The 25,695-nt window shown below is 58.4% G+C and carries 22 protein-coding genes; 15 read left to right on the forward strand and 7 right to left on the reverse strand.

Going from position 1 to position 25,695, the window contains the following annotated elements; translation table 11 throughout:
• Positions 1-18: 18 nt before the first annotated feature.
• From ACTG1P_RS05705 to mltB, 3 genes are all read left to right on the forward strand, one after another.
• Entirely contained in the window at positions 19-669 is a 651-nt protein-coding gene (locus tag ACTG1P_RS05705) for an ATP-binding cassette domain-containing protein (RefSeq protein ID WP_219594038.1), read from the forward strand.
• A gap of 14 nt (positions 670-683) precedes the next feature.
• A complete protein-coding gene (locus tag ACTG1P_RS05710; RefSeq protein ID WP_219594037.1) occupies positions 684-1,298 on the forward strand; it encodes a CDP-alcohol phosphatidyltransferase family protein in 615 nt (204 codons plus the stop codon).
• Between the two features lie 132 nt (positions 1,299-1,430).
• Entirely contained in the window at positions 1,431-2,513 is a 1,083-nt protein-coding gene (gene mltB / locus ACTG1P_RS05715; protein WP_440000722.1) for a lytic murein transglycosylase B, read from the forward strand.
• A gap of 102 nt (positions 2,514-2,615) precedes the next feature.
• On the opposite strand, the gene pgm is transcribed toward mltB, so the two are convergent.
• The gene (pgm, locus tag ACTG1P_RS05720; RefSeq protein ID WP_440000723.1) at positions 2,616-4,265 is read right to left on the reverse strand and encodes a phosphoglucomutase (alpha-D-glucose-1,6-bisphosphate-dependent); all 1,650 of its coding nucleotides are present in this window, start codon (positions 4,263-4,265) and stop codon (positions 2,616-2,618) included.
• Positions 4,266-4,323: 58 nt separating this feature from the next.
• Complete coding sequence (seqA, locus tag ACTG1P_RS05725; RefSeq protein WP_180343400.1) at positions 4,324-4,833, reverse strand: replication initiation negative regulator SeqA; 510 nt, start codon at positions 4,831-4,833, stop codon at positions 4,324-4,326.
• A gap of 274 nt (positions 4,834-5,107) precedes the next feature.
• Between seqA and ACTG1P_RS05730 the strand changes: the two genes are divergently transcribed.
• Genes ACTG1P_RS05730 through fldA form a run of 4 tightly spaced genes read left to right on the forward strand, consistent with a single transcriptional unit; the run spans position 5,108 to position 7,048 of the window.
• On the forward strand, positions 5,108-5,890 hold the full coding sequence (locus ACTG1P_RS05730) for an alpha/beta fold hydrolase (RefSeq protein WP_440000724.1): 783 nt from the start codon (positions 5,108-5,110) through the stop codon (positions 5,888-5,890).
• Positions 5,891-5,945: 55 nt separating this feature from the next.
• Positions 5,946-6,167, forward strand: coding sequence for a DUF2788 domain-containing protein (locus tag ACTG1P_RS05735; protein ID WP_005334296.1), 222 nt, complete (start codon positions 5,946-5,948; stop codon positions 6,165-6,167).
• Positions 6,168-6,187: 20 nt separating this feature from the next.
• Positions 6,188-6,484 (forward strand): LexA regulated protein, encoded by a 297-nt coding sequence (ybfE, locus tag ACTG1P_RS05740; RefSeq protein ID WP_005334297.1) that lies wholly within the window; start codon positions 6,188-6,190, stop codon positions 6,482-6,484.
• 39 nt (positions 6,485-6,523) lie between these two features.
• Positions 6,524-7,048, forward strand: a complete 525-nt coding sequence (fldA, locus tag ACTG1P_RS05745; RefSeq protein WP_005334298.1) for a flavodoxin FldA — start codon at positions 6,524-6,526, stop codon at positions 7,046-7,048.
• Positions 7,049-7,138: 90 nt separating this feature from the next.
• Here fldA and ACTG1P_RS05750 read toward each other — a convergent pair whose 3' ends face one another.
• A complete protein-coding gene (locus tag ACTG1P_RS05750; RefSeq protein ID WP_255912665.1) occupies positions 7,139-7,612 on the reverse strand; it encodes a DUF4442 domain-containing protein in 474 nt (157 codons plus the stop codon).
• Positions 7,613-7,854: 242 nt separating this feature from the next.
• Here ACTG1P_RS05750 and fur point away from each other — a divergent pair, with 242 nt between their 5' ends.
• Complete coding sequence (fur, locus tag ACTG1P_RS05755; protein ID WP_005334301.1) at positions 7,855-8,283, forward strand: ferric iron uptake transcriptional regulator; 429 nt, start codon at positions 7,855-7,857, stop codon at positions 8,281-8,283.
• 118 nt (positions 8,284-8,401) lie between these two features.
• Here fur and glnS read toward each other — a convergent pair whose 3' ends face one another.
• From glnS to nagE, 3 genes are all read right to left on the reverse strand, one after another.
• Positions 8,402-10,063 carry a glutamine--tRNA ligase gene (gene glnS, locus ACTG1P_RS05760; protein ID WP_005334302.1) on the reverse strand — a complete coding sequence of 554 codons (1,662 nt, stop codon included), beginning with the start codon at positions 10,061-10,063 and terminating at the stop codon, positions 8,402-8,404.
• Between the two features lie 355 nt (positions 10,064-10,418).
• Positions 10,419-13,082 (reverse strand): beta-N-acetylhexosaminidase, encoded by a 2,664-nt coding sequence (locus tag ACTG1P_RS05765; protein ID WP_440000725.1) that lies wholly within the window; start codon positions 13,080-13,082, stop codon positions 10,419-10,421.
• Between the two features lie 121 nt (positions 13,083-13,203).
• Entirely contained in the window at positions 13,204-14,682 is a 1,479-nt protein-coding gene (gene nagE / locus ACTG1P_RS05770) for an N-acetylglucosamine-specific PTS transporter subunit IIBC (protein ID WP_005359399.1), read from the reverse strand.
• A gap of 273 nt (positions 14,683-14,955) precedes the next feature.
• Between nagE and nagB the strand changes: the two genes are divergently transcribed.
• Genes nagB through nagC form a run of 3 tightly spaced genes read left to right on the forward strand, consistent with a single transcriptional unit; the run spans position 14,956 to position 18,130 of the window.
• A complete protein-coding gene (gene nagB / locus ACTG1P_RS05775) occupies positions 14,956-15,756 on the forward strand; it encodes a glucosamine-6-phosphate deaminase (RefSeq protein ID WP_005334308.1) in 801 nt (266 codons plus the stop codon).
• Between the two features lie 9 nt (positions 15,757-15,765).
• A complete protein-coding gene (nagA, locus tag ACTG1P_RS05780) occupies positions 15,766-16,911 on the forward strand; it encodes an N-acetylglucosamine-6-phosphate deacetylase (RefSeq protein ID WP_127006834.1) in 1,146 nt (381 codons plus the stop codon).
• Between the two features lie 4 nt (positions 16,912-16,915).
• A complete protein-coding gene (gene nagC, locus ACTG1P_RS05785) occupies positions 16,916-18,130 on the forward strand; it encodes a DNA-binding transcriptional regulator NagC (protein ID WP_033113459.1) in 1,215 nt (404 codons plus the stop codon).
• A 71-nt stretch (positions 18,131-18,201) separates the two neighbouring features.
• On the opposite strand, the gene ACTG1P_RS05790 is transcribed toward nagC, so the two are convergent.
• Positions 18,202-19,818, reverse strand: coding sequence for a phosphoethanolamine transferase (locus ACTG1P_RS05790; RefSeq protein WP_440000726.1), 1,617 nt, complete (start codon positions 19,816-19,818; stop codon positions 18,202-18,204).
• Between the two features lie 230 nt (positions 19,819-20,048).
• On the opposite strand from ACTG1P_RS05790, the gene ACTG1P_RS05795 reads away from it, so the two are divergent.
• The 4 genes from ACTG1P_RS05795 (at position 20,049) to ACTG1P_RS05810 (ending at position 25,571) form a co-directional block, all read left to right on the forward strand.
• Positions 20,049-21,284, forward strand: coding sequence for an HD-GYP domain-containing protein (locus ACTG1P_RS05795; RefSeq protein ID WP_201981213.1), 1,236 nt, complete (start codon positions 20,049-20,051; stop codon positions 21,282-21,284).
• Positions 21,285-21,637: 353 nt separating this feature from the next.
• A complete protein-coding gene (locus ACTG1P_RS05800; RefSeq protein ID WP_440000727.1) occupies positions 21,638-23,308 on the forward strand; it encodes a LytS/YhcK type 5TM receptor domain-containing protein in 1,671 nt (556 codons plus the stop codon).
• The gene (gene btsR / locus ACTG1P_RS05805) at positions 23,305-24,009 is read left to right on the forward strand and encodes a two-component system response regulator BtsR (RefSeq protein WP_440000728.1); all 705 of its coding nucleotides are present in this window, start codon (positions 23,305-23,307) and stop codon (positions 24,007-24,009) included. Before ACTG1P_RS05800 ends, btsR begins: the two co-directional genes overlap by 4 nt.
• A 140-nt stretch (positions 24,010-24,149) precedes the next feature.
• Positions 24,150-25,571 carry a carbon starvation CstA family protein gene (locus ACTG1P_RS05810; RefSeq protein ID WP_440000729.1) on the forward strand — a complete coding sequence of 474 codons (1,422 nt, stop codon included), beginning with the start codon at positions 24,150-24,152 and terminating at the stop codon, positions 25,569-25,571.
• Positions 25,572-25,695 lie beyond the last annotated feature (124 nt).

The following is a 25,695-nucleotide window of genomic DNA, read 5'->3' on the forward strand; positions in this document are numbered from 1 at the left end:
GATGATGGAAATAGCCATATGCTGAGCACCACGCCTCTTCGACTTTACCTTGATGAAAATCTGCTGCTTTCACTCCCTGCCCTGCAGGTGACACCCGGCGAGGTATTGACCCTGATGGGGCCCAGCGGCTGCGGTAAAAGCTCCCTGCTGGCAGGGCTGGCCGGAGTACTGCCGGGCGCGCAGACAGGAAATGGCCCGATCCGGCTGGAGGGGGAGATAATGCTCGGCAAGCGGCCACTCAACGCCCTACCGCCGCAGGCGCGGCGCATCGGCATGCTGTTTCAGGATGACCTGCTGTTCGACCATCTGACGGTGGCGGAGAACCTGATGTTCGGCATGCCAGCGACCATCAAGGGAAAACGTGCGCGGCGGGAAAAGGCGTTGGCCGCATTGGCGCAGGTCGCACTGGCAGATCAGGCTGACAAGCTGCCACAGCTGCTGTCAGGGGGTCAGCGGGCGCGGGTCAGTCTGCTGCGAGCGCTGTTGGCCGAACCCGACGCCCTGCTGCTGGATGAGCCCTTCTCCCGCCTCGACAAACCGCTGCGGGCCGCCTTTCGCGAGCTGGTATTCGCCCAGATCAAGGCGCTGGCCATCCCCGCTATTCTGGTGACCCACGATGCGGAAGACGCGCCGGGCACCATACTCCACCTCACCGAATCCTGTTTTTAACCGAGGAGTTCACCTTGTTTGATCGCCATCTGATCCCCGTGATCCGCAGCCCCCTCACCCAGCTTGCCAAACCACTCTGCCGTGCCGGGATCAGTGCCAATCAGGTGAGCCTCACCGGCTTTGCCATCGGCATGTTGGCGCTGCCGCTGCTGTCCTTTGGTTGCTATCAGTGGGCACTGGCGGCCATCCTGCTCAACCGGCTGCTGGACGGGCTCGATGGCGCCGTGGCGCGGGAAACCGGCATCACCGATTGCGGCGGCTTTCTCGACATCACGCTGGATTTTATCTTCTACGCCGCCGTGGTGCTGGGCTTTGCCCTCGCCACCCCCGCCAATGCGCTGCCCGCCGCCACCCTGCTGTTTGCCTTTATGGGCACCGGCTCGAGCTTTCTGGCGTTTGCCATCATGGCGGGCAAACGGGGCATCGACAATCCGGTCTACCACCACAAATCCCTCTACTATCTGGGTGGCCTCACCGAGGGGAGCGAGACCATCGCCCTCTTTGTGCTGATGTGCCTGTGGCCAGCCGCCTTCGCCCCGCTCGCCTACGGCTTTGCCCTGCTCTGCGCCATCACCACCCTGACCCGACTCTGGAGCGGCTACCACACGCTACGTCACCCCCAGCCCTAAACAGCACAGCCCTCACAGAAGGGCTAATCCATCGCACGATGAATTGGCGGCAAACAAGGCGCACGGAACACTTGCACGGGGATGGCAATGTTTTACCATGACGACACTTTTATCAGTCTCTTTGAGAACCCTATGCGTCGCCTTGCCTCTCTTCTCACTCTGTCGTTATTTCCCCTGCTCGGTGGCTGCAGCAGCGCCCCAGCACCAAAGCCCGTGGTCGTCCCCCAGCCCAAGAGCGCCTTTATCAATCAAGCGCCATCGAGCAAACCCGTTTATACACAAGGGGTTAGCAAGGGGGACTTCGCCAATCGCCCCAACGTGGACAGGTTCGTCCAGAAAATGGTCGAGAAGCACGGTTTTGACCACGCCCAGCTGCATCAGGTGCTGGCACAGGCAGAGCGTTACGACTGGATCATCCGCCTGATGGATGCCCAGGCACCGACCACCGCCAAGCCCACCGGCCCGACCGGCGCCTGGAACCGCTATCGCGCCAAGTTCATCACCCCGGACAACGTACAGAACGGCGTCAACTTCTGGCGTGAATACGCAAGCGAGCTGAACCGGGCGGAGCAGATCTACGGGGTGCCGCCTGAGATCATCGTCGGCATTATCGGGGTGGAGACCCGCTGGGGCCGGGTGATGGGCAAGACCCGCATTCTGGATGCACTGGCCACCCTGGCGTTTGATTACCCGCGCCGCGCCGAGTTCTTCACGAGCGAGCTGGAAGCCTTCCTGGTGATGACCCGCGACGAGGGGATGGATCCCACCGAACCCAAAGGATCCTATGCGGGCGCCATGGGCTATGGCCAGTTTATGCCCTCCAGCTTCCAGCGCTATGCGGTGGACTTTGATGGCAACGGCCATACCAACCTGTGGGATCCGGTGGATGCCATCGGCAGCGTCGCCAACTACTTCAAGGCCCACGGCTGGGAGAAAGGCCAACCGGTCGCGGTGCGCGGTCAGGGCCAGCTGCCCGGCTATGAGCATGGCTTCCAGACCCGCTACCCCGTCGCCACCCTGCGCCGCGCGGGGCTGACCCCAACCAGCAGTCTGGGCAACCACAGCGAGTCGAGCCTGCTGCGCCTCGATGTCGGCACCGGCTACCAATACTGGTACGGTCTGCCCAACTTCTACACCATCACCCGCTACAACCACAGCACCCACTACGCCATGGCGGTGTGGCAGCTGGGGCTGGCGGTGAAAGCCGCGCGCTGACAACTCGCTGGCATAAAACAGACAATGAAAAAGGAGCCATTATGGCTCCTTTGTTATATCCAACGTTCAACCCCATCAGGGGCTCAAGGATGGCTACCTGATTTAGACGCCTGCCTTGGCAAGCGCAGCAGAGACGATCTGCTGGGCTTCCTGCTGGATGAGGTCGAGGTGCGTGTCGCCCTTGAAGCTCTCCATATAGATCTTGTAGATGGACTCGGTGCCGGAGGGGCGCGCCGCGAACCAGCCGTTCTCGGTCACCACCTTGAGGCCGCCGATGGCGGCATCGTTGCCCGGCGCCTTGGTCAGCTTCGCGATGATCGGCTCACCGGCGAGCGTTGAGGCTTCGACCAGTGCCGGATCCAGCTTGGAGAGCACTGCTTTCTGGGCGCTGTTGGCCGGGGCGTCGATACGACGGTAGCTGGAGCGGCCGAACCTGGCTTCCAGTGCATCGTAGTGAGCCTGCGGATCCTTACCGGTGACCGCCAGAATTTCCGCCGCCAGCAGCGCCAGAATGAAACCATCCTTGTCGGTGGTCCAGACGGTACCATTTTTGCGCAGGAAGGAGGCGCCCGCGCTCTCCTCGCCGCCAAAGCCAAACTCGCCGCTGTAGAGGCCATCCACGAACCACTTGAAGCCGACCGGCACCTCTTTCAGGGTGCGGCCAATCTCGCCGGCCACCCGGTCGATCATGGAAGAGGAGACCAGCGTCTTGCCGACGGCCGCATCGGCAGACCAGCCGGTGCGATGGGTAAACAGATACTGGATTGCCACCGCCAGATAGTGGTTCGGGTTCATCAGGCCGGACTTGGTGACGATGCCGTGACGGTCGTAGTCAGGGTCGTTGCCAAGGGCGATGTCAAACTTGTCTTTAAGGGCAATCAGGCTAGCCATGGCGAACGGGCTGGAGCAGTCCATCCGGATCTTGCCGTCTTTATCCAGGGTCATGAAGGAGAAAGTAGGGTCGACCTTGTAGTTCACCACCTCGATGTTCAGACCATAGGTCTTGGCGATGACGTCCCAGTAAGCGACGCCGGAGCCGCCCAGCGGATCGACACCGATCTTGATGCCCGCGTTCTTGATGGCGTCCATGTCCAGCACGTTCTTCAGATCATCCACGTAAGGGGTGACATAGTCGTGCTCGACCACGAACGGGCTCTTGAGCGCCTCGGCGAACGGCATCCGTTTCACGCCAGCCAGACCCGCTTCCAGAATGGCGTTGGCGCGGTCTTCCACCCACTTGGTGATCTCCCCTTCGGCGGGACCACCATGGGGCGGGTTGTACTTGAAGCCACCATCTTCCGGCGGGTTGTGGGACGGAGTGATCACCACGCCGTCGGCGCGCGCGGCAGGCTTGCCCGCGTTATGGCGCAGGATGGCGTGAGAGATGACCGGGGTCGGGGTAAAGCCGAGGCCAGCCTGAATGCGGGTTTCAACACCGTTGGCGGCCAGCACTTCGACGGCGCTGGCAAAGGCGGATTCGGACAGGGCGTGGGTATCCATACCGACAAACAGCGGGCCCGTGATGCCGGCCTGCTGGCGATACTCCACCAGTGCCTGGGTCACCGCCAGAATATGGGATTCGGTAAAGGCATTGTGCAGGGCGCTGCCACGGTGGCCGGAGGTACCGAAGGCAACCCGCTGCTCGGGGCGGCTCATGTCCGGCTTGTTGAGGTAGTAGGCGCTGACCAGACGGGGGATATTGGTCAGGTCGCTTAAACGGGCCGGTTGACCGGCGTGGGAATGCTGAGCCATGGCGTTTTCCTTGCGTAATGGCGGCCTTGCCGGGCAAGGCCTGAGTCTTGAAGAATCGTTAAATGGCGCCGCACACCTGCGCGATCACCTCTTCGCCATAGCCCATGCTGGCCATCAGCTGGGCCACCATGTTCTGCTTGCGGCTGGTGTTGGTGTTGGTGATCACCCAGAACGGGGTCTCCGGTACCGGCTTGGGCTTGGTGGTGCTGCCACTGGCACGCAGAGCCTCGGGATCCTGCGAGAAATAGACGCGCTTGCGCCCCTTGATTTCGGTGGCCTGGGTAAAGCCTTCCGGGTTATCCCGGTAGAGGGTACTCAGCACCAGCATAAAGCGGTTGATGGACTTCTCTTCCTTTTGCAGCTCACCGGAATCGAGCAGGGCTTGCAGCCCTTGTCGGGTGGCTACCGCACTGGGCTGCGCGACGGCAACGGGCTCGGCAACCGGCACACCTTGGTGAGCAGGCTGTTCCAGCAGACGGCGCAGGATATCGGAGGCACTCTCACCAATGTGCCGGGTCTGGCTGGCGATATAGAAGTAGAGATCGTCATCAAGCTCGATGGTTTTCATAGGGATGCGCTGGACTCGTCGAAATTCGGATGCGGCGATTATACATAGGCAAACCCGACAGCCCAAGCAAGGGGCTGGCAGATGTACATGAATCTCATCGAGAATACGGCATAATAGCGGGCCAAGTGTGTGATCAGCCGCACTGATAGCCGATCCGGACGGGATTTTTTAGAAAAAAAACCACACAAAATCCCAATCCATTGGACGAAATCCTTTTCTTTCCAGTGCGTTAAATAAAACAGCGATACGCACCCACGACCGACAAGGTGTCATTTTGCAACAAAACAGCATATTGAACTTCAAGGAGCAGGGTCAGGGCCCGGCAGTCATTCTGATCCACGGCCTGTTTGGCAGCCTAGACAACCTCGGCCTGCTGGCCCGTGCCCTCTGCGAACAGTTCCGGGTCATCAGCGTCGATCTGCGCAACCACGGTGCCTCCTTTCATAGCAGCGAGATGAGCTATCCGGCACAAGCGGCCGATATCCTGACCCTGATGGATCGGCTGGAGATTGCCCAAGCGACCCTGATTGGCCACTCGATGGGTGGCAAGGTGGCGATGCAGGTCGCCAAGCTGGCGCCAGAGCGGGTGACCAAGCTGGTGGTGGCCGACATGGCGCCGGTCGCCTATCCCCACTCCCGCCACCAGAATGTCTTTGCCGGACTCAACGCCACGCTGCGCACGCCGCCGCAAAGCCGCAGTGAAGCGGAAGCCATGCTGGCGCAGCACATCGAGATCGCCGGGGTGCGCCAGTTCCTGCTCAAATCCTTCGCCAAAGGCGAGCAGGGCTGGGGTTGGCGCTTCAATGTGCCCGCCCTTGAGCAAAACTACGCCAACATCATGGGCTGGCCAGAGGATGAGCATCGCTTCGAGGGGCTGGTGCTCTTTATCAAAGGCGGGGATTCTGACTATATGCAGCCCCAATACAGCGAGACTGCACTGGCCCAATTCCCGGCGGCAAAGGTGCGTGTCATCGGGGGTACCGGCCACTGGCTACATGCGGAAAAACCGGCTCTGTTCAACAAATTGGTTGTGGATTTCCTGTCGACAGGCGGTTAACAGTTTCAAATCCTTTGTGATATAGTGCGCCGGTCATAAGGAGTGTGCGCAATCCATGCTAAGTGAACATATCGACCTGATCGAAAGTTTGGGCCTCAAGTTATTCTTTGTGGCCATTTTCATATTGATTGGCCTGGCCATTCAGGACGTGCTCAAACGCGGCAACGTGCCCCGTTTCGGTCGTTTTATCGTCTGGTTGGTACTGTTTCTGGGTTGTGCGGGTTTTGTCGCCAAGGGGCTGATCGAACTGGGCTGGGAAGGCTCAGGACTCGGCTAACTTATTTTCATCTGTGATGTATGGCCAAACAGCAAACTGATCGAACAACACTGGATCTGTTCGCAAATGAGAAGCGCCCCGGCAGGCCAAAGACCAATCCACTCCCCCGCGAGACCCAGCTCAAGATCAACAAGCGTAACCAGCTTAAGCGCGATCGGGAAAATGGGCTGAAGCGGGTAGAGTTAAAGGTGGAGGCCGAGTTGCTGGAGCGCCTGAACCAACTTGCGTTACAACAGAACATCAGCCGAGCCGAGCTGATCCAATCTATCCTGAAACAACAGATTGAGTCCGCCTTTGCGGTGGACATTGCAGTCTGAGCGTTGAGCATTAACACCAAATACGGGTAACTAAACACTATGGCAAGTGTAGGTCTGTTTTTTGGCAGCGATACCGGTAACACCGAAGCTGTCGCCAAGATGATCCAGAAAGAGCTGGGCAAAAACCTGATTGAAGTCCGTGACATCGCCAAGAGCAGCAAGGCCGACATCGAGAGCTTTGATCTGCTGATGTTCGGCATCCCGACTTGGTACTACGGCGAAGCCCAGGCCGACTGGGACGACTTCTTCCCCGATCTGGGCGAAATCGACTTCACCAACAAGCTGGTCGCCATCTTCGGTTGCGGTGATCAGGAAGACTATTCCGAGTACTTCCTCGACGCCATGGGCACCCTGCGCGACATCGTCGAAGCAAAAGGCGCCATCATCATCGGTCACTGGCCGACTGCCGGCTACGAGTTCGAAGCCTCCAAGGCGCTGGTTGATGACAAGCACTTTGTTGGTCTGGGTATCGATGAAGATCGCCAGCCGGAGCTGACCGCAGAGCGCGTCAAGGGCTGGTGCAAGCAGTTGCACGAAGAGATGTGCCTGGGCGAACTGGAGTAATCCGTTTCCCCTCTTCTCTCTGACAACAAGGGCCCCGACGGGGCCCTTGTTGTATCTGCAAGTGGCGATGCTTGCCTTTATTCTCCCTTGTTATTCACCTCTGTGCTCCGGTTTGGCTCGCACATAGAGGGTGCGCTTGACCTGCGCCACCAGCTCGCCACTCTTGTCCTGCACCGTCACCTCGAATTCGGGGAAGTGTTTGTTGCCACCTTCAGTCGCCGCCACGATTTCGGCCAGCTTGCCCTCGGTCAGGTTGAACTCGGCCACCAGCTTGCCCTTGCCCGGCTTGATATAGTTGATGCTGCCCGCCTTGTCCCAGACGTAGTAGCGATTCTTGAAGTAGCCCATCAGCATCAGTGGATAGATGGGGTCCGTCATGGCAAACATACTGCCGCCAAACTGGGTGCGGTTGGCATTCTTGTTCCACCAGCGGGATTTCAGGGTCACCCGGCAGTAGCGAAAGTCATCGCTCAGGGTCTCTATCTTGATACCGGCGCCCCAGAAGGGAGGCCAGGCGTTGAGTGCGCTGCGCACCCAGGCCGCATTGTCAAAAAGCCAATCCATGGATCCCATCCGACCAGAAATATGAAAGTTACATCTTATCAACATCTGCCATGCCAGCAAGTCGGACGACACGATTGATTATTTCAATCCAACCGGCCATTTATGGCTAAACCCCTTGAATTGCTGGGTTTATTTTTAGGGAGGCTACGACCTATAATGACAGGCCAAGCGAGTTCAAGGTTGCCATTCCTGCGGCAGTCCATCAGAATAACCCCACCTTCGAGAATGCGAATAAGTAGAATATGGCAGACAACAACCAAGCGTTAAAAAAGGCCGGGCTCAAGATCACCTTGCCCCGGGTCAAAATCCTGGAAATCCTGCAACAGCCGGACTGCCAGCACACCAGCGCCGAAGATCTCTATAAACGACTGATCGACCTGGGTGAAGAGATTGGTCTCGCTACCGTCTATCGCGTTCTCAACCAGTTTGATGATGCCGGTATCGTTACCCGTCACCACTTCGAAGGTGGCAAGTCGGTATTCGAGCTGGCCACTCAGGAGCACCACGACCACCTGGTTTGCCTGGACTGCGGCAAGGTGATCGAGTTCTCCGACGAAGTGATCGAACAGCGTCAGCGCGAGATCGCCAAGAAATTCAATATCCGTCTCACCAACCACAGCCTCTACCTCTACGGTCACTGTGCAACAGGTGAGTGCAAGCACGACGAATAAGTCGCCCGCGACTTGCAGATAACGGACAATAAAAAAAGCCAGCATTAGCTGGCTTTTTTTATTGTCCGGCGCAGGCCGTTGGCAGCACACAGGGCAGGGTCTCCCCTGCCCCATCGGCTTAGCCTTCGACTTTACCCCAGGAGTCACGCAGGGCAACGGTGCGGTTGAACACCAGATGCTCCGGGCTGGAGAGCTTGTTGTCAGCGCAGAAATAACCTTCACGCTCGAACTGGTAAGCCTGCTCCGGCTTGGCGTTCTTCAGGGAAGCCTCGACACGGGCACCCTCAATGATCACCAGGGATTCCGGGTTCAACGCAGCTTCGAAGTCATCCTCGGCGCCCGGGTTCGGTACCTTGAACAGACGGTCGTAGAGACGCACTTCTGCCGGCAGGGAGTGAGTGGCGCTGACCCAGTGGATCACCCCTTTCACCTTGCGGCCATCGGCCGGATCCTTGCCCAGGGTCTCGGGGTCGTAGGAGCAGTAGATGCAGGTGACTTTGCCATCGGCATCTTTCTCGATACGCTCGGCCTTGATCACATAGGCATTGCGCAGACGCACTTCCTTGCCCAGCACCAGACGCTTGAACTGCTTGTTCGCCTCTTCTTTGAAGTCCGCTTCGTCGATGAAGATTTCGCGGGTAAAGTTCAGCTCGCGGGTACCCATCTCGGCATTGCTCGGGTGGGCCGGGGCAGTCAGCACTTCGTCGGCAGCCAAGTTCTCGATGACCACTTTCACCGGATGCAGCACGGCCATGGCGCGCGGGGCATGCTCGTTGAGGTCTTCGCGGATGCAGGCTTCCAGCATGCTCATCTCGACGATGTTGTCCTGCTTGGTGACGCCGATGCGCTTGCAGAACTCGCGGATGGAAGCCGGGGTGTAACCACGACGACGCAGACCGGAGACGGTCAGCATGCGCGGGTCATCCCAACCATCGACGTGCTTCTCGGTCACCAGCAGGTTCAGCTTGCGCTTGGACATGACGGTGTATTCGAGGTTCAGACGAGAGAACTCGTACTGACGGGGGTGGCAGTCGATGGTGATGTTGTCCAGCACCCAGTCGTACAGGCGACGGTTGTCCTGGAACTCCAGGGTACAGATGGAGTGGGTGATCCCTTCCAGCGCGTCCGAGATGCAGTGAGTGAAGTCATACATCGGGTAGATGCACCACTTGTCACCGGTCTGGTGGTGGTGGGCAAACTTGATACGGTAGATAACCGGATCACGCATCACCATGAAAGGAGATGCCATGTCGATCTTGGCGCGCAGGCAGGCGGTGCCTTCGGCGAACTCGCCGTTCTTCATCTTGGCAAACAGCGCCAGGTTTTCTTCCACGCTGCGATCGCGGAACGGGCTGTTCTTGCCAGCTTCAGTCAGGGTGCCACGGTACTCGCGCATCTGCTCGGGCGTCAGCTCGTCCACATAGGCCAGGCCCTTTTCAATCAGCTCGATGGCGTAGCCGTGCAGCTTGTCGAAATAGTCGGAGGAGTAGCAGATCTCGCCATTCCACTGGAAGCCGAGCCACTGTACGTCCTGCTTGATGGACTCTACGTACTCGATATCTTCCTTCACCGGGTTGGTGTCATCGAAACGCAGGTTGCACTGGCCCTGATAGTCGCGGGCGATGCCGAAGTTCAGGCAGATGGATTTGGCGTGGCCGATATGGAGATAACCGTTCGGCTCGGGCGGAAAACGGGTATGCACGCTGCTGTGCTTACCGCTGGCCAGATCTTCATCAATGATCTGACGAATAAAGTTAGTTGGGCTGTTCGCCTGACTCATGGCTCACCTCAAAAAAGCGTCACTGGCGGAAGTTGTGCCGGCTGGCACCCTCATCCCCCCGCCGTCAAGCCGGGTATGATCCCTTATTACGGGCGCTGTCTCAACCTGAATTTGGCACTTCCGGGCCATTTCCCGGCCATTGCGCCGCTAAAAACGGTGTGGCTTGCCACATTGCACACCAAATGCATAAAAAAGCCCCGCACTAGGCGGGGCTGAAAGTGATGAAAAACACAAAACAGACAATTACACACAACAAAGGCTCACACGCACAGTCAACCTTTCCCAAATCCGATACGCCATCGCCCTTGGGAAAGGCGGGTCTTGCGACCCACCTCATGTTAACGGTTGACTGCTATCAGTTCAGTTCGGTGACGCGGCTGGTGCGCTTGCCATCGAAGCTGGTGGTACGCAGGTAGACCTTGCCATTCACGCTCGGCTTGGCAGCGGCGTCATAGGCACTCCAGTTGGTACCGTCCAGGCTGTACTGGATGGGCAGACCCGGCAGATCCACGTTCGCTTCCAGCACACCGTTCACTACCTTGGCACCCGGTACGGAGAGGCGGTATTCAACACCGGCCTGATCCAGTTTCGGCAGCACGCGCTGACCCAGTACGTTGGCAAACTGGTTCCACTCTTTGTTGAGGGTGGCCTTGTTGACGAACTTGGTCTCGCCGGAGAACTCGCGACCTTTCACATAGTTCAGCTCGAAGCCACCTTTGTGCCAGGCACGCTCGGCCACGGAGAAGATACGCGGGTAGACCATGTACTCATACTGAGCATCGGTACGCACAGTTTCACTCCACTGCTGACCGGAGATCCCCTTGAACTTGACCGGATCCTGGTCACCCTTGGCCACGAAGGCGTTGCCGTCGCGGTCAACCGAGGTTTCGGCGTTCTGCGGCAGGTTTTCCGGGGCGAAGGCGAACACCTTGCGAGTGTCGTTGAAACGGGTTGCCCAGTAGTAGCCACGCTCAGCCGGATGTACTTCGTTCGGGAAGTCGAAGTAGAGGTAATCCGGGTTGGACAGCACCACTTCGTAACCCTTGTGCGCCCACTTCATCGCTTCGTTGAAGCCACCCCAGTAGAGGGTTTCCCAGAAGTTGACACGGGTGTTGTCGGTGGCGAAGTCTTTGGCACCGCTGGCGTACTTCAGGCCATCTTCCCACGCCTGCAGGGTAGAGAAGCCGCGGTCTTTGACCATCTGGCCTACTTCCTTGGCGAAGTAAACCGGCAGCTCGCCCACTTCCTTGATCTTGCCATCGTCGATCATCTTCTGGCACATCGGGGACTTGCCAAACGGCTTGTCCTGCTTGCTGGAGTCGACGTTGCCTTTCCAGGCGACCAGCTCTTCTTTCTTGGTGACGGCCGGATCCTGATAACCACCGCCCTGCATGATGTTCTTCGCCTCATCACCACCGTAGTGCCATGCGGTCAGCGGCTGACCGGCGGCCTGGTGCATCTGGGCAACTTCATCCATTACCTTGGCCACGAAGGTGGCAGCACCCGGCTGGCAAGGGTTGATGAAGGACATCTTGTCGTAGAACTGAACCGAGGTGACGTTGGAGGTATCAGCCGGATCAGTCAGACGGAACTGGTTGGCTTCCGCTTCTTTGCCTTCCGCCATCAGACGCTTGTAGCGCGCTTCCATGGAAACCACGGCAGCACGGGCGTGAGCCGGCATGTTGATCTCGGGGATCACGGTCACACCGCGGGCCTTGGCATAACGCACCAGATCCACGTAGTCAGACTTGCTGTAGAAACCGGAACCCTGGTTGTCGCTGGTCGGGCCGGAACCCAGTTGCGGCATCAGGCACTTGGTTTCGGACTCGTCGTGGCAACGCTGGCTACCGACCTGGGTCAGCTCCGGCAGACCCGGGATCTCCAGACGCCAGCCTTCATCGTTGGTCAGGCCAAGGTGCAGCACGTTGAGCTTCATGGCAGACATCTGGTCAACCAGCTTCTTCATGGTATCCAGACTGCGGAAGTGGCGGGCCACGTCGGTCTGCATGCCACGATATTCAAAGCGCGGCGCATCCTCGACGGTCATTGGGCTCACCAGCTTGTCATCAACACCCAGCAGGGAGATCAGGGATTGTGCACCCCAGAATGCCCCGTCGATGTCGCGACCCTGGATCACTGTGCCCTTCTGACCGATGGTCATGTCATAGCCTTCGGCGTGCTTGAGCTTGCTGCCGAGCTTGATGGTCACCGGGTAGCCGGTGTCGGAGAGGGTAACACCCAGCTTGGTCAGTTGAGCCTTCAGGGCCTCGGCGCGATCGCTCGGCAAGTCCAGGGCATTGAGTTTGATGGTGGAGAAGTCAACCTGCGGGCCAGCTTTGACTACCTGCTTGAGTGGGGTCGGCAGGATCTGGTTGTCAATCTTGCCAGCCGGCAGCAGGGTGCTGGTCTGGTTGGCCGCGAAGCGGGTCTCGCTGTTCATCAGGATGTTCTTGTCATCCTTGGTACGCTTCCAGCCATCGGCCGGCATCGGCTTCTCGTAGGTGCTGGCATCATTGATGTTGCTCATGCTGGCTAGTACTTTCGGCTCGGCACCTTCGCTGGCGACATACCAGTTCGGCATGATGTCAGATTCGAACAGTACCCAGTATTCCACCACCAGCGGCACTTCGACCGTGGCATCCTTGGCAAAGCCCTGGAACTTCTCGGTTGGCGTCAAACGATAGAGATCGCCGGTCAGGTGAGTGATGGTGAACTGGTCGTTATCCACACGCTGGATACGACGGATGGAGGAGACGTAGATGCTCCAGTCTTTGGAGGTGACGTCCGCACCGGTATTGGTCAGGTGCAGCTTGGCAACGCCACAGCTCGCCCACTCGGAACCGAGCGCCTGGCAATCGAGGCCGGCACCGGCACCGTCGTTGGTGACCACTTCATACTTGACCACCAGGTTGTTGGCGAGGGAGTCGACCACAGCCTGCTTGGCGGCATCGGCTGCCTGGACCTGGCTGACAAAAACGGTAGACATGGCAATGGCTAACAGAGAATGTTTCAAGTTCATAACTGCTGCTCTCATTTGAAGTAAAGGTTGGATTTTCTTGGCTTTTTTATATGGGGCCCCTGAGCGGGGCCCTTAGTTATGTCAACAATGGACTTAGACTTGAGGTGAGCGAGTCGCTCGATTAACGCAGTGCTTTCATCTCACCGGCGATGATTTCGGCCAATGGGCCCAGAATCACCTGCAGGTTCTGCTCACCGAGTTTGACCACACCGGCCGCGCCCAGGGCTTTCAGCTTGCGCTCATCGACGATGCTGCGGTCTTTCAGAGTCAGACGCAGACGGGTGATGCAGGCATCGATGGAGACCAGGTTCTCTTGACCACCCAGCACTTCCAGGTATTGCTTGGCCAGCTCGGTACGGTTGGTAGATTGAGCGGCAGCCGGAGCACTATCTTCGTCATCTTCACGACCCGGGGTTTTCAGGTTCAGCTTGGCAATCACTACGCGGAACACGGTGTAGTAGAGGCCGAAGAAGACCAGACCCTGAGGGATCAGCATGTACCAGTTGGTCGCCAGCGGGTTACGGCTGGAGAGCACCATATCCACCAGACCGGCACTGAAACCGAAACCGGCCATCCACTGCATGGAGGCAGCGATGAACACGGAGATACCGGTCAGTACGGCGTGGATGACATACAGTACCGGCGCCACGAACATGAAGGAGAACTCGAGCGGCTCGGTTACACCGGTGAAGAAGGAGGCAAAGGCAGCTGCGATCATGATGGAGGCAACTTTCTCTTTGTTCTCTTTCTTGGCGGAGTGGTAGATGGCCAGAGCGGCACCCGGCAGACCGAACATCATGATGGGGAAGAAGCCAGCCTGGTACATACCGACCACGCCTTTCACCTGCTCCAGGCTCTTGCCAGCGGCCAGAGCGGCATCGATGGTAGCCTGACCACCCAGGAAGTTCGGGATGTCGTTGATACCGGCCACGTTGAACCAGAACACGGAGTTCAGGGCGTGGTGCAGACCGATCGGGATCAGCAGACGGTTGAAGAAGGCGTAGATACCGGCACCGGTAGAACCCAGGCTAACGATGGACTCACCGAAGGAGACCAGACCACCGTAGATTGCCGGCCATACGGCCATCAGGATGAAGGATACGACGATCATCACCACGGAGGTTACGATCGGTACCAGACGACGACCGGAGAAGAAGGAGAGTGCCTTGTGCAGCTCGACGCTGCTGAAGCGGTTGTACAGCTCAGCGGCGATAACACCACACAGGATACCCACGAACTGGTTGCTGATCTTGGCAAACGCGGCAGGAACCTGCTCCACCGGGATGCTCTTGATCTGGGCCACAGCACCCGGGCTCAGCAGGGTGGTAACGACCAGGAAGCCGACCAGACCTGCCAAGGCAGCAGAACCGTCTTTATCCTTGGACATACCGTAGGCGACACCGACTGCGAACAGTACGGACATGTTATCGATAATGGCTGCGCCCGCTTTAATCAGGAAGGCAGCCAGCGCACTGTCACCACCCCAACCATTCGGGTCAATCCAGTAGCCAACCCCCATCAGGATCGCTGCGGCAGGCAATACCGCTACCGGCACCATCAGGGCACGGCCGATCTTTTGCAAATAACCGAGAATGTTCACGGTTCCTCTCCTTAGTTAAGGTTTTTCTAGAAATTAAGTGCTTATCACGTTTGACGCATAAGCCATCAAGGCTTGATTGGCAGTCTAGGGCTTTTATTTCGCTGCGCAAATTAATAAACCGATAATCGTGATCTTTATCACCCAAACAAGATAAAGGTGGTGGATAGATGTGGCTTAGTTCGCAATCTTTATTTACGCTATAAAACAACTTGAATCCGTCTTAGCCAATTGCCACCGCCAAACCGGTCGCAACCCGACACAGAGGTATCCCATATGCGCCTGATCCCGTTGAAATCTGCCAGCCAAGTAGGCCTGTGGTCTGCTCGTTACATCGTTGACCGCATCAACGCGTTCAAGCCGACCAGCGATCGCCCTTTCGTACTGGGCCTGCCCACCGGTGGCACCCCGCTCAACACCTACAAGCGCCTGATCGAGTTGCACAAAGCCGGTGAAGTGAGCTTCCAGAACGTGGTCACCTTCAACATGGACGAGTACGTCGGCCTGCCGGAAGATCACCCGGAGAGCTACCACAGCTTCATGCACAACAACTTCTTCAGCCACATCGACATTCGTCCCGAGAACATCAACATCCTCAACGGCAATGCCGAGGATCTGGTGGCCGAGTGCAAGCGCTACGAAGACAAAATCAAGTCCTACGGCAAGATCCACCTGTTCATGGGTGGCGTGGGTAACGACGGCCACATCGCATTCAACGAGCCGGCCTCTTCCCTCTCCTCCCGCACCCGGGTCAAGACCCTGACCGAAGACACCCGTATCGCCAACTCCCGCTTCTTCGGTGGCGACATGGAGCAGGTGCCCAAACTGGCCCTGACCGTGGGTGTCGGCACCCTGATGGATGCGGAAGAGATCATGATCCTGGTCACCGGTCACGGCAAGGCACTGGCCCTGCAGGCCGCCGTAGAAGGCAGCGTCAACCACATGTGGACCATCTCCACCCTGCAACTGCATCCGAAGGGAATGATGGTGTGCGACGAGCCCTCCACCATGGAGCTCAAGGTCAAGACCGTTCGCTACTTCCAGCAGCTGGAAGCCGCCAACATCGGCCGTCTGTAAGGAGTCGTCATGTACGCATTGACCAACTGCACCCTCTACACCGGCAGCTGCGTGCTGACCGGCTACGGGGTGCTTATCGAGGGCGACAAGATTGTCGCCATCTCTCACCTCGCCGAACTGCCTGCGGGCATCGAGCAGATTGACCTCAAAGGCGCCAACCTGACCGCCGGTTTTATCGATGTGCAGCTCAACGGCTGTGGCGGGGTGATGTTCAACACCGAGATCACGGTCGAGACCCTGGCAACCATGCAGGCGGCCAACCTCAAATCCGGTACCACCAGCTTCCTGCCGACCCTGATCACCAGTCCGGATGCGGATATGAAGCAGGCCGTTGCGGTGACCCGTGACTACATGGCTGCCAACCCCAACGAGGTGCTGGGCGTCCATCTGGAAGGGCCTTACACCAACCTCAAGCGCAAGGGGATCCACCCTGCCGCGCAAATTCGCCAGCCAGCGGACGAAATGATCGACTTCTTCTGCGCCAACGCGGATGCCATCACCAAAATCACCCTGGCTCCAGAGCGCAACGAGCCGGCCCATATCCGCCGTCTGGTGGAAGCTGGGATCCTGGTCTCTGCCGGTCACACTGCCGCCAGTTACGATCAGGCCATGGCCGGGTTCGATAACGGTATTCGCTTTGCGACCCACCTCTACAACGCCATGACTCCGACCCTCAACGGTCGCGAGCCGGGCGTCGTGGGCGCCATCTACGATCGCAAAGATGTCTATGCGGGCATCATCGTCGATGGCCACCATGTGCACTGGGCCAACGTGCGTCTGGCTCACAAGGCGCTGGGGGAGCGACTGGTGCTGGTCACCGATGCCACCGCGGCAGCCGGTGCACCGGAAGGCTTTGAGAAATTTGATTTTTGTGGCACCACCGTCTTTTTACGCGATGGTCAGTGTGTCGACGAGAATGGTACACTCGGCGGTTCCTCCCTCACCATGATTGAGGGGGTGGAAAATCTGGTCAAGCAGGTCGGATTACCGCTCGATGAAGCACTGAGAATGGCCAGCCTCTATCCCGCGCGCGCCATTGGATGGGACTCACGTCTCGGTAGTATCCAGGTCGGTAAAGTAGCCAACCTCACTGTCTTCGATCAGGACTTCACGGTCCGTGGGACCGTGGTTAACGGACACTACACACAACAGTGACATCATGACTGGCGGACAAATAGCAAACGTAGATCTTATCAAGCAGGTCAACAGTGCAGCCGTATATCGGCTCATCGACCTGCAAGGCCCCATCTCGCGGGTCAAAATTGCCGAGTTGAGTCAGCTGGCCCCGGCCAGCGTGACCAAGATAACCCGGCAACTGATCGAGCATGGCCTGATCAAGGAGACCTCTCCGCAAGCCTCCACCGGCGGGCGGCGAGCCATCTCGCTGACCACCATCAAGCATCGCTTTCAGTTTGTCTCCGCCAAGCTGGGCCGTGGCTACCTGCAGCTGAGTCTCTATGATCTCGACGGCAAGGAGCTCGACCAGCACGTCATTCAGGTGACCGAGATCGACCAGCAGCCCGTGGTCGACATGCTGCTGCGGGAAATTGGCGCCTTCATCGACGCCAACGCCGAGCGCAGCCGCAATCTCATCAGCATCGCCCTCACCATGCCAGGTCTGGTCAATCCGGAATCCGGCATGGTCATCTATACCCCCAAGTACCAGATCCGCAATCTGGGACTGGCCAAGCTGCTTGAGAACCACTTTAACCTCCCCTGCTACGTGGGCAACGACACCCGCTCGCTGGCGCTGGCCGAACACTTCTTCGGCGAGTCCCGCGACTGCATGGACTCCATTCTGGTGAGCGTCCACCAGGGCACAGGCTCCGGGATCATCACCAAGGGTCAGGTGTTCCTCGGCCAGAACCGCAACGTCGGCGAGATCGGCCATATCCAGGTCGAGCCACTCGGCAAACGCTGCCACTGCGGCAACTTTGGCTGCCTCGAGACCATCGCCTCCAACGAAGCGATCATCGACAAGGTGAAGGAGCTTATCAGCCGCGGCCACCAGAGCTCGCTGCAGGAGAAGCACATCACCATTCAGGAGGTGTGCAAAGCGGCACTGGCGGGCGACGAACTGGCTCGCAGCGTCATCGAGAACGTCGGTGAGCATCTGGGACGGGCGGTAGCCATCACGGTCAACCTGTTCAACCCGCAAAAGGTGCTGATCGCCGGCGAAATCACCGCAGCCGAAGAGATCCTCTTCCCGGCTATCCGCCGCTGCGTTGAGCACCAGTCCCTGCCGAGCTTCCACCGTGGCCTGCCCATCGTGAAAGCGCGCTTCCAGAACCAGCCGACCTATGGCGGCTTTGCGCTGGTCAAGCGTGCCCTGCTGGAGGGGGATCTGCTGCAGATCATCATGGAGCAGAAGTAAGGCTCTGATCTTGCGAGATAACAAAACGGCAGCCAGTGGCTGCCGTTTTCTTTTGTGTGCTTGCTGGCGGTTTAGCCCGCCCGGCATGGCTTGAACAGATCCAGCTTGTTGTCGTAAACACTCGTCTGCACATCCATGATCCCCAGCATGGAGTGGAACAGGTTATCGTGGGAGAAGCGCTGACTGCTCGCCTCCGCTGCCAGGCAACCCATATCAAGCTGGCGATCGGCCTGCAACTGGGGCGAGAACCAGGTCAGCAGCGGCACCCGGGTCTGATCATCCGGCGCAAACTTATAGGGCGTGCCGTGCAGATAGAGCCCCATAGCCCCGAGGGATTCGCCGTGATCGGAGAGATAAACCAGTCCCACATCGTACTGGCTCTCCAGCGACTTGAGCTTGTCTATCAACAGCCCCACCACCTTGTCGGTGTAGCGGATGGTGTTGTCATAGGTGTTGACCAGCTCTTCGTTGCTGCAGTTTTCGATGTCGCTGCGCGGGCAGTCCGGCATAAAGACGCGCTCGCTGGCAGGGTAACGACGGAAATAGGTCGGGCCATGGCTGCCCATCAGGTGAAAGGCCACCAGCTTGTTGCCCTTCATGCCGGCAATCTGCTGATCCAGCCCCTCCAGCAGCACCTCGTCATAGCAGGACTCCCCCTGACAGAGCGCCGGATAGGATTTGGGAAGGATCTCGATGGTCGGCACATTACGGCACACCCCTTTGCAGCCGCCATCGTTCTCTTTCCACAATACCGAGACTCCGGCATGTTGCAGCACATCGAGCAGGCCGTCACGGGAGCTGGCAAGCTGGTCATCGTAGCCGCGGCGCGTGAGGTTGGAGAACATACAGGGCACCGAGACGGCGGTGGCCGTGCCGCAAGAGCGCACATTCCTGAACGACACCACTCCCTGCTCTTTTGCCGTAAAGCTGTTGGTCGCCTTGCCATACCCGTTAAGGGAGTAGTTCTGGCTGCGCGCCGTCTCCCCCACCACCAGGAACATCAAAGTCGGCTTGCTTCCCCGTGCCACCACCCTGGCATCGGTCCCCAAATGCTGGTAGGGGATCGGCGTGGCAAACAGCACATCCCGCCCATATTTGTAGAGGCCGTGCACATAGTTGGCGGGCACAATCTCTTTGGCCAGCGACTTGTTGTTGCGCCCGACCGAGGCGTAATCCTGATAGTAAAGTGACGCGACGCCCCCGAGAAACAGCAGAGAGATAGCCAGTGCACCAGCCCGCAACGCCAACCCCTGATACCAGCGAGCCGGATAGCGGATCCGCAGTGACCAGAGCACCAGAACAGGCAGCAGCCCGGTCAGCAGAAACCAGAGCGCAACCGAACCATTCAAATAGGCCCCCGCCTCACTACTGTTGGTCTCCACTATGTTCTGGATCATGCCTGCATCAAAGATGACGCCGTATTTGAGCATGGCGTAGCTGACGATGGAGCCAGTCAGAATGAGCACGGTAAAAAAGGGCTTGAGCACAAACCGGAACGTGAAGGGAATAAACACGGCATTGAGCGCCGCGATCAGCACCAGCGGGATCGAGATGGCAAATCCGGCTTTGACATGGGTCAGGGCGCTGAGCACCGTATAGAAATGCAAAAAGATTGGCCAGTTCAGTACCAGGGCGAAAAAGAGCACCAGTAACAGATTGGTCTGCAGTACACCGAGGGTTACACGCATAAACAACTCCTACATACCGGCCTGCAGCGCAGCGGGCCGGCCAAGCCAACAAAAACGACGGGGCCAGCGTAGGAAGTAAAACTTAAGCGCGAATTAAGAGGAGAAGCACGGCGCTCGTGCGCCCCATCACAGCACGGGGTGCTCCGTGGCCCCGAAATGGATTTTTAGTTGTCTATCCATCGGATTTTGCTAGCTTGTTGAGTAGGCATTCACGAAATGCAGGTTAACCGATGGCACTGATCCAAGCCTCGATAGAGCAATTGAGAGTAGGCCACTATATCCATCTCCCCACGGGATGGACTAACCACCCGTTTATGTTCAATACCTTCAAGATCAAGGATCAGCAGCAACTCGACATTCTTCGTCATCTTGATCTCACCCTGCTGATGGTAGACCCCGACAAGAGCGATCTGCCCATCGAGCCGCTGCTGCGCGGCGATATCCCGGATGCAGGGCCTGACCTTGACGAGCTGGAAGAGCTGATTGCCTCGGGCCCGCCCCCCTTTGACGAAAAGGCCTTTCGCCGCTCCATGCGCGCCGCCGACAAAGCCTTTGGCCAATCCATGAGCGAGCTGCGCGATGCACTCGGGGCGCTCAACCTCAAACCGGATGAGGGACTGGCCAACACCGCCCAGATCGTCCGCAATGCCGCCTTCACCCTCAGTCAGCATGAAGGGCCTCTCGGGCTCCACCTTATTCGCAGCCCCCACACCGATATCCTGCTACAACACAGCCTCAACGTGGCTTTCATTGCCATGCTGATGGCACGCGAATTGGGGATGAATCCCATCGAACTGGAGGAGGCCGGGCTTGCGGGACTTATCCACGATATCGGTGAACTGAAAATCCCGAGCCAGATCACCCAGAAGCGCGGGGATCTCAGCAAGGCCGAGCAGAACTTCCTCAATATGCATCCCCAGTACGGGCTGGAGATGCTGACCCAGCTCAACGCCTTTGAACCGAAAATCCGTCAGGTCGCCCATCTGCATCACGAGCGGCTCGATGGCAGCGGTTATCCGCTCGGGATCAAGGGCGGGGAGATCCCGCCGCTGGCGCGGTTGATCGGGCTGGTCGACTTCTACGACGAGCTGCTCCATCCCCGCAACAGCGGCAACCCGGCCGCGCCGAGTCAGGCCATCAGCCAGCTCTACAAGTTATCCCAGAAAAAGTTCGACCAGAATCTGGTCAAGTTGCTGGTCAAGGTTCTGGGGGTCTATCCGCCGGGTTCACTGGTAAAACTCTCCGACGAGAGCATTGCGCTGGTGCTCTCCACCGAACCCACCATGCCCCTCAAGCCGAAGATCCTGCCCTATATCAAGGCCCAGCGGCCGGAAGCGGTCGCCATGATCGATCTGCGGGAAGATGAACGTACCATCACTGCTTTTATCAAACAGGAAGAGCTCGATGAGGGACAACGGCAGTTCTTCAACCTGACCCGCCGCTTCTGCTACTACTTTGCATTCTGAGTTATCCCCAGAAGCTGGGGATAACTCATTGGACAAACCGGAATAATTGCTCAAACCCCCATCAGAAGGTTGCCAACTGACCATGTATAAAAAACGCCCAGCCAAGGGGCTGGGCGGAGCATGCCACCTCCGTGTGGCGTATCCAGCGGATACATTCATGCTCCATCCATCAATATCAACCCACTGCCGCTTACACAAATATCAATTTAACATGCTGATTTAATATGGTTTTATCCACTTGTTCTGGCAAACTGACGGCCCGTTGCACCCAGTTGGGCCAACAGAACAAGATCCTGATCACACTTATTCACGGGCTGGCTATTTTTTCAGCTGGCTTATGAGGAGCGTTTTTTATGCAGTTGGTCCTCTCCTTGCTGCAACAGATGAGCGTCAGCCTGGTGATCGCCTATCTCTTCTCGAAAAGCCCGCTGCTGCGCCCGCTTGCCAACTATTCCGTGAGACTACCTCACAAGATACTGATATACATCATCTTTTCCAGCTTTTGTATCCTCGGCACCTATGTGGGCCTCGATATCGACGATGCCATCGCAAACACCCGGGCAGTCGGCGCCGTCTTGGGAGGATTATTGGGGGGGCCGCTGGTGGGCTTTCTGGTGGGGCTGACCGGCGGTCTGCACCGCTATACGCTTGGGGGATTTACCGATCTCGCCTGTGCCATCTCCACCACCTGTGAAGGGCTGCTCGGGGGCATAGTGCACTGGCGACTGATGCGCTCGGGGCGAACGGATGCCCTGTTCGAACCACGCATCGCCTTCTTCACTACCCTCTACGCCGAGATCATGCAGATGGTGATCATCCTGCTGGTGGCGACCCCATTCGACAAATCCCTGCTGCTGGTGCGCACCATCGCCACCCCGATGATTCTGGCCAACTCCTGCGGCGCGGCGCTCTTTATCAGCATGATCCGCGACCAGCAGCGGATGTATGAGAAGTTCTCTCGGGTCTTCTCCGCCAAGGCGCTCAATATCGCCAACCGCACAGTGGGGATCATGAGTCAGGGCTTTACCCCGGAGGCGAGCAACAAGATTGCCCGCATCATTCAGGAGGAGACCGGCGTGGGGGCGGTCGCCATCACGGACACCGAGCAGATCCTCGCCTTTATCGGCACCGGCGAAGATCACCATCTGCCGGGTACCCCCATTGCGTCAGCCATCACCATGCAGGCCATTGCCCAGAACAAGGTGCTGTTTGCCGATGGCAACAGCCAGCCCTACCGCTGCAGCCTCTCCCCCGCATGCCAGCTGGGCTCGGTGCTGGTGATCCCGCTGCAGGGGGACAAGGGGGTGATCGGCACCATCAAGCTCTACGAGCCGAAGAAGCGGCTGTTTCTCAAGATCAACCACACCCTGGGGGAAGGGATTGCCAACCTGCTGTCACAGCAGTTGCTGGCCGGTCGGCTGGAGCAGCATCAGCGGCTGCTGGTGCAGTCCGAACTCAAGCTGATCCAGGCCCAGATCAACCCCCACTTTCTGTTCAACACCCTCAACACCATCAGTGCCATCACCCGGCGCGATCCGGACAAGGCGCGGGATCTGCTGCTGCATCTGTCGCTGTTCTTTCGCAAGAACCTCAAGCGCCAGAGCGGCCTTGCGACCCTGCAGGAAGAGCAGGAGCACTGCCAATCCTATCTGGAGATCGAGCTGGCCCGCTTTGGCGATCGGCTGACGGTGATAAACGAGATCCCGCCCCATCTGGCCACACTGCGACTGCCCAGCTTCACCCTGCAACCGCTGATCGAGAATGCCATCAAGCACGGCATCTCGACCCTGCTGGAGCAGGGGCGCATTCGCCTTTATACCGATGAGCATCCCACCAGCGTCACCATCCATGTGGAAGATAATGCAGGCACCTGGCAAGCGCACCCCGCTGGCGACGGCCTGGGCATGACCATTGTCGATCGGCGACTGAAAAGCGCCTTTGGCGAGCGCTATGGCGTGACTATTGCCTGCGAGCCTGAGCAGTGGACCCGGGTCTCGTTCACCATCCCCAAGGAGCAATCATGATCCGCACCCTGATAGTCGATGACGAACACTACGCCCGCGAAGAGCTGAGGCAGCAGCTGGCCTGCGATCCTGCCATCGAGATCGTGGGGGAAGCGGTCAACGCCATCGAGGCGCTGCCGCTTATTCAGCGCCTCAAGCCTGACGTGGTGTTCCTCGATATCCAGATGCCCAAGCTGAGCGGCATGGAGCTGGTCGCCATGCTCGACCCCCTGCCCCGCATCGTCTTTGTCACCGCCTTTGACGAATATGCCATTCAGGCCTTTGAAGAGAACGCCTTCGACTACCTGCTCAAACCGGTGGAGCCCGCCCGGCTCGCCAAGACCCTCGCTCGCCTCAAGCAGGATATCTCCCCTCAGCCCATAGATCGGCTGGCCCCGACTATCGAACATATTCCGGGCTATCTGCACAATCGGGTTCGGCTGCTGCCCATCGCGCAGGTGGAGTATGCCTTCTCCGATCTGGGCGGGGTCCATGTGGCCTGTCAGGGGGAGCTGTTCCACACCCAGCTCACCCTCAAATCGCTGGAAGAAAAGAGCCCGCTGCTGCGCTGCCACCGCCAGTATCTGGTCTCCCCCAACGCCATCTTCGAGATCCGGCTGCTGGATAACCAGCTGGCAGAGATTGTCACCCCGAGCGGCGCCCGGGTGCCGGTTAGTCGTCGCTATCTCAAGGAGCTCAAAGATCAGTTGGGGCTGGACTGAACCGCGGAGTGTGCGCCGGATCACAGCCGCCGACCGCTCGGCGCGCCAAAGCGCCGCTCGGGGAGTTTCACCTGCCAGACAGGCGCAACCGTTTTAGACTCGCTCTGCACACTAAAAAATAACAATGCAGGAGCGTAGCAATGATCTGGTTCTTCCTCTGTGTCGGCTTGCTTGTGGCCGGCTACTTCATATACGGCAAATTCATCGAGCGGATATTTGGCCCTAACCCTCAGCTGAAAACCCCCGCCATCACCATGGCTGACGGGGTGGACTATGTCCCCATGTCGGACAAGAAAGTCTATCTGGTTCAACTGCTCAACATCGCTGGCGTCGGCCCCATCTTCGGCCCCATCCTGGGAGCCCTCTACGGCCCGGTCGCCATGCTCTGGATCGTCTTTGGCTGTATCTTCGCCGGTGCGGTACATGACTATTTCTCCGGCATGCTGTCGGTACGCGCCAAGGGGGCCTCGGTGCCAACCGTGGTGGGTGAGCATCTGGGCACCGCCGCCAAACACTTCATGAACCTGTTTGCCGTAGTGCTGCTGATGCTGGTGGGCGTGGTGTTCGTGCTGAGCCCGGCAGGGCTGCTCGCCAACCTCACATCCACCGATCTGGTCTACTGGATCGTGGCGATTTTTGCCTACTATATCCTCGCGACCATAGTCCCCATCGACAAGATCATCGGCCGCTTCTACCCCATCTTCGGCGCCCTGCTGGTGTTCATGTCGGTCGGCCTCATCATTGGCCTGATCGTCTCCGGCAAAGGCTTCTACAACACCGGGATGGACTTCTCCAACCTGCACCCGACCGAACTGCCGCTCTGGCCGCTGCTCTTCATCACCATCGCCTGTGGCGCGGTATCAGGCTTCCACGCCACCCAGTCACCGCTGATGGCGCGCTGCATGCAGAACGAAAAATCCGGCCGCTTCATCTTCTACGGCGCAATGATCGGTGAAGGGATCATCGCTCTTATCTGGTGCACCCTGGGTCTCTCCTTCTACGACAGCACCGAAGCACTCAACGCCACCATGGCCAACGGCGGCCCGGCAGCCGTGGTACACGAAGTCTCCACCAGCCTGCTCGGCACCGTGGGCGGCATTCTGGCGATCCTCGGCGTGGTGATCCTGCCCATCACCTCCGGTGACACCGCGTTTCGCAGTGCTCGCCTGATCGTGGCGGACTTCCTGAAGATGACCCAGAAGCCGTTGATGAAGCGTCTGCTCATCGCCATCCCCATGTTTATCCTTGGTTTCATCATCTCCAAGGCTGAATTCGGAGTGATCTGGCGCTACTTCGGCTGGGCCAACCAGACCACCGCCGTCATCATGCTGTGGGCTGCGGCTGCGTACCTCATCAAAGAGGGCAAGCTGCACTGGATCTGTACCATTCCCGCCATGTTCATGACTGCTGTCGTGATCACCTATCTGGCCAACGCCCCCATCGGGTTCGGACTGGAGATGGGGACCTCCACCATCATCGGCCTGACTGCAACGGCGGCCATTACTGTGGCCTTCCTGATGAAGTTCCGCCAGCCACTGGTCAGCAGTGCCAGTGAAGGGTAAGACGGCAAAAAATGTTGCCAAATGCAGTACAAAAAGGCGCCTGATGGCGCCTTTTTTAATGACAAAAACACTAATAAGACAACTGTTGAAGCGCTTCAGCTTCAATACAGCGAATAGCTTTAAG

Source organism: Aeromonas sp. 11P (assembly GCF_051920165.1).
GTDB lineage: Bacteria > Pseudomonadota > Gammaproteobacteria > Enterobacterales > Aeromonadaceae > Aeromonas > Aeromonas veronii.

What these genes read in the sequence shown, in the direction of transcription:
- ACTG1P_RS05705 (WP_219594038.1), top strand. Translation starts at nt 19, where the DNA reads ATGCTGAGCACCACGCCTCTTCGACTTTACCTTGATGAAAATCTGCTG.
- mltB (WP_440000722.1), top strand. Translation starts at nt 1,431, where the DNA reads ATGCGTCGCCTTGCCTCTCTTCTCACTCTGTCGTTATTTCCCCTGCTC.
- pgm (WP_440000723.1), bottom strand. Translation starts at nt 4,265, where the DNA reads ATGGCTCAGCATTCCCACGCCGGTCAACCGGCCCGTTTAAGCGACCTG.
- seqA (WP_180343400.1), bottom strand. Translation starts at nt 4,833, where the DNA reads ATGAAAACCATCGAGCTTGATGACGATCTCTACTTCTATATCGCCAGC.
- ACTG1P_RS05735 (WP_005334296.1), top strand. Translation starts at nt 5,946, where the DNA reads ATGCTAAGTGAACATATCGACCTGATCGAAAGTTTGGGCCTCAAGTTA.
- ybfE (WP_005334297.1), top strand. Translation starts at nt 6,188, where the DNA reads ATGGCCAAACAGCAAACTGATCGAACAACACTGGATCTGTTCGCAAAT.
- fldA (WP_005334298.1), top strand. Translation starts at nt 6,524, where the DNA reads ATGGCAAGTGTAGGTCTGTTTTTTGGCAGCGATACCGGTAACACCGAA.
- ACTG1P_RS05750 (WP_255912665.1), bottom strand. Translation starts at nt 7,612, where the DNA reads ATGGATTGGCTTTTTGACAATGCGGCCTGGGTGCGCAGCGCACTCAAC.
- fur (WP_005334301.1), top strand. Translation starts at nt 7,855, where the DNA reads ATGGCAGACAACAACCAAGCGTTAAAAAAGGCCGGGCTCAAGATCACC.
- glnS (WP_005334302.1), bottom strand. Translation starts at nt 10,063, where the DNA reads ATGAGTCAGGCGAACAGCCCAACTAACTTTATTCGTCAGATCATTGAT.
- ACTG1P_RS05765 (WP_440000725.1), bottom strand. Translation starts at nt 13,082, where the DNA reads ATGAACTTGAAACATTCTCTGTTAGCCATTGCCATGTCTACCGTTTTT.
- nagB (WP_005334308.1), top strand. Translation starts at nt 14,956, where the DNA reads ATGCGCCTGATCCCGTTGAAATCTGCCAGCCAAGTAGGCCTGTGGTCT.
- nagA (WP_127006834.1), top strand. Translation starts at nt 15,766, where the DNA reads ATGTACGCATTGACCAACTGCACCCTCTACACCGGCAGCTGCGTGCTG.
- nagC (WP_033113459.1), top strand. Translation starts at nt 16,916, where the DNA reads ATGACTGGCGGACAAATAGCAAACGTAGATCTTATCAAGCAGGTCAAC.
- ACTG1P_RS05790 (WP_440000726.1), bottom strand. Translation starts at nt 19,818, where the DNA reads ATGCGTGTAACCCTCGGTGTACTGCAGACCAATCTGTTACTGGTGCTC.
- ACTG1P_RS05795 (WP_201981213.1), top strand. Translation starts at nt 20,049, where the DNA reads ATGGCACTGATCCAAGCCTCGATAGAGCAATTGAGAGTAGGCCACTAT.
- ACTG1P_RS05800 (WP_440000727.1), top strand. Translation starts at nt 21,638, where the DNA reads ATGCAGTTGGTCCTCTCCTTGCTGCAACAGATGAGCGTCAGCCTGGTG.
- btsR (WP_440000728.1), top strand. Translation starts at nt 23,305, where the DNA reads ATGATCCGCACCCTGATAGTCGATGACGAACACTACGCCCGCGAAGAG.
- ACTG1P_RS05810 (WP_440000729.1), top strand. Translation starts at nt 24,150, where the DNA reads ATGATCTGGTTCTTCCTCTGTGTCGGCTTGCTTGTGGCCGGCTACTTC.